Source organism: Bacteroides sp. UBA939 (assembly GCF_002293435.1).
GTDB lineage: Bacteria > Bacteroidota > Bacteroidia > Bacteroidales > Bacteroidaceae > Bacteroides.
Genome location: NZ_DBDF01000028.1, coordinates 1 through 2,896, shown reverse-complemented (window position 1 = coordinate 2,896; position 2,896 = coordinate 1). Strand labels below are relative to the sequence as shown.

Annotated in this window: 3 protein-coding genes; all 3 read left to right on the top strand. The window is 46.7% G+C overall.

The window, feature by feature from the left end; all coding sequences use genetic code 11:
- Window positions 1-134: 134 nt before the first annotated feature.
- The 3 genes from B2Z67_RS01930 (at window position 135) to B2Z67_RS01920 (ending at window position 2,375) form a co-directional block, all read left to right on the top strand.
- Window positions 135-632 (top strand): 3'-5' exonuclease, encoded by a 498-nt coding sequence (locus B2Z67_RS01930; RefSeq protein ID WP_291528135.1) that lies wholly within the window; start codon window positions 135-137, stop codon window positions 630-632.
- A gap of 175 nt (window positions 633-807) precedes the next feature.
- A complete protein-coding gene (locus B2Z67_RS01925) occupies window positions 808-1,608 on the top strand; it encodes an inositol monophosphatase family protein (protein ID WP_291528134.1) in 801 nt (266 codons plus the stop codon).
- 62 nt (window positions 1,609-1,670) lie between these two features.
- Window positions 1,671-2,375 carry a ComF family protein gene (locus B2Z67_RS01920; protein ID WP_291528133.1) on the top strand — a complete coding sequence of 235 codons (705 nt, stop codon included), beginning with the start codon at window positions 1,671-1,673 and terminating at the stop codon, window positions 2,373-2,375.
- Window positions 2,376-2,896: the final 521 nt, after the last annotated feature.

Genomic DNA, 2,896 nt, shown 5'->3' with positions numbered 1-2,896 from the left:
CCCAGGAGGAGGAGAATAGAGATACTACCAGTAACATGATACTACCAGTAACATGCGAAACTTAAATTAGTTTATACTTTGACAGATACTATAAGATAATTAAAGATGAGTACTTATTGAAATAACTCCGAATTATGGAAAACTTTGCCGCTATAGACTTTGAGACAGCCAACGAACAGCGCACCAGTGTGTGCAGCGTCGGAGTGGTGGTTGTGCGCGATGGAGAAATAACAGATACTTACTACAGCCTTATTCGTCCAGAGCCGGAATACTATACATATTGGAATACCCAGGTACATGGACTGACGTTGGCAGATACGGACCGCGCCCCGGTATTTCCGGCGGTTTGGAAAGAAATTGCTCCTCTTATCGAAGGGTTACCGCTGGTAGCCCATAACAAAGGGTTTGATGAAAGCTGCCTGAAAGCTGTGTTCAGAACCTACCGCATGGACTATCCCGACTATGATTTTCATTGTACCCTGAGTACGGCGCGCAGGCGGATTAAGGGACTTCCGAACTATCAGTTGCATACGGTAGCCGCTTATTGTGGCTATGAACTGAAGCAGCATCACCATGCATTGGCAGATGCGGAAGCCTGTGCCTGGATTGCGAGAGAAATAATTGAATTGTAATATAGAAGTTGTGCCAATAGTAAAGTACACTACCAAAAAGATATTTTTCATCCGCAGATTACGCAGATAACACAGATTAAGTATTAAACAAATCCGCGTAATCCGTGCCATCTGCGGATGAAAGATGGTAGACTTTAACTTTTACACAGCCTCTACAAAATGTTAATAATAAAGCATGGATTTAGCATCACTTGCGGCAAACGTTTGCCGCATTGCCATGAATGCGGGTAGCTTCCTCAAGGAAGAAAGGAAAACATTCCGCCGTGAAAACGTGGAAGAGAAGCGTGCGCACGATTATGTGTCTTATGTAGATAAGGAGTCGGAGAAGCTGATTGTCGCTGAACTCTCTGCCCTGTTGCCCGAAGCAGGTTTCATTACGGAAGAAGATTCAGCCGTTTACCGGGGCGAACCTTATTGCTGGGTAGTAGACCCTTTGGACGGAACAACGAATTACATCCACGACAATACCCCTTACTGTGTATCCATAGCCCTCCGTACAAAAGAGGAACTGCTGCTTGGAGTAGTTTACGACCCTTGCCGCGACGAGTGTTTCTATGGTTGGAAAGATGGCGGTGCGTATCTGGATGGCGAGCGAATGCGGGTATCCGACGTGCGTCAGTTGGAGAATGCTTTCCTGATGATTGAACTGCCGTATAACTCCAATGAATATGCCCGCACGGGCGAACATCTGCTACATAGTTTATATGGCAAGGTAGGCGGCATCCGTATGAATGGCTCTGCGGCGCTGGGCATCTGTTATGTGGCTGCGGGACGTCTTGACGCTTGGGAAGAAGCCTTTATCGGTAAGTGGGACTACGCCGCCGCCGCATTGCTGGTGCTGGAAGCCGGCGGGCGCGTGACCGATTTCTACGGGAATGATAACTTCATAGACACCCATCATATTATCGCCACAAACGGACATTTGCATCCGGAGTTGCAGACGCTTATCCGCGAAGCCCTTCCGCTGGGGATGTGATATGAGCACACGTACATATACAAAAACAAATCTACAAGAAGTCTAATAGAACAAAGTTACCGATGAAGAATGTTGTGAAAAGTTGTCTGGGACATCTGTTCCATCTCTTTTTCCCGCGCAGTTGCGTGGTTTGCGGAACACTGCTTGCTGAGGGAGAAGAGGATATTTGCGTTCGCTGCAATATAGACATGCCGCGTACTGATTATCACAGGAAAGAGGACAATCCGGTGGAACGTATGTTTTGGGGGAAAGTTTTTGTGGAACGTGCCACTTCATACTTCTTTTACCGCAAAGGAAGTGACTTTCGCCGGATTCTGCACCAACTGAAGTATGGCGGGCGGAAAGAACTTGGCACGGTTATGGGGCGTTTTATGGCGGCGGAGCTGCTGCCGACAGGCTTCTTTGAAGGTATTGACGTGATGATTCCGGTTCCTTTGCATTACCGTAAACAAAGAATCCGCGGGTACAATCAGAGCGAATGGATTACCCGTGGCGTTTCCCGGGTAACGGGGATACATGTAGATACTTCTTTGGTGATTCGTGAGAAGCCTACGGAGACGCAGACCCGCAAGTCTGTTTATGAACGTTGGGAGAATGTAGAGGGTGGCTTTAAACTTCTTCGCCCGGATGGGCTTGCCGGTAAGCATGTGCTGATAATAGACGATGTGCTGACTACCGGGGCTACGATTACAGCCTGCGCCGATGTGTTTCGTGAAATAGAAGGCATACGCATCAGTGTACTGACGATGGCGGTTGCGGAGGTATGAGATAAGAAAAGAAAAATAGATACTACAGCTACAAGATTCTGAATATATATACGAATATCCTGTGCGAATCACGGCTGATATACGAGATTTATGCAATACTTGTTTGCTTCCTGCAGTCAGCATCAATAGATGGTGCGCGGACGGCGTATATCCGGTGTGCGAACCGGATATATCCCGTGCTTGAACCGGATATATCCGGTGCTTGAACCAGATATATATGGTGCGCGAACCGGATATATCCCGTCCGGCAACCATATCTATCCGGTACAAAAGCCGCATAAGTTCAGTAGAGACATGCCGTTAAAAAACCTTTCAAAAGAGGCTTTCTTTATTTTTTAGAGTTGTATATATTTCGATATCACTCTATCAATCAGCAAGATACGGATTTTTACTCGCGTATTTTCAACCGCCCTTACCTTCGGGCGGAAATATCGCATTCTCAGGCGGTTAAAAATGCAAGATGACAGTGCAAGAGATTGGTTTACCAGGTAGTAGTTAATCAATTACTTAGTAGTAGTTGG

What these genes read in the sequence shown, in the direction of transcription:
- B2Z67_RS01930 (WP_291528135.1), top strand. Translation starts at nt 135, where the DNA reads ATGGAAAACTTTGCCGCTATAGACTTTGAGACAGCCAACGAACAGCGC.
- B2Z67_RS01920 (WP_291528133.1), top strand. Translation starts at nt 1,671, where the DNA reads ATGAAGAATGTTGTGAAAAGTTGTCTGGGACATCTGTTCCATCTCTTT.
- B2Z67_RS01925 (WP_291528134.1), top strand. Translation starts at nt 808, where the DNA reads ATGGATTTAGCATCACTTGCGGCAAACGTTTGCCGCATTGCCATGAAT.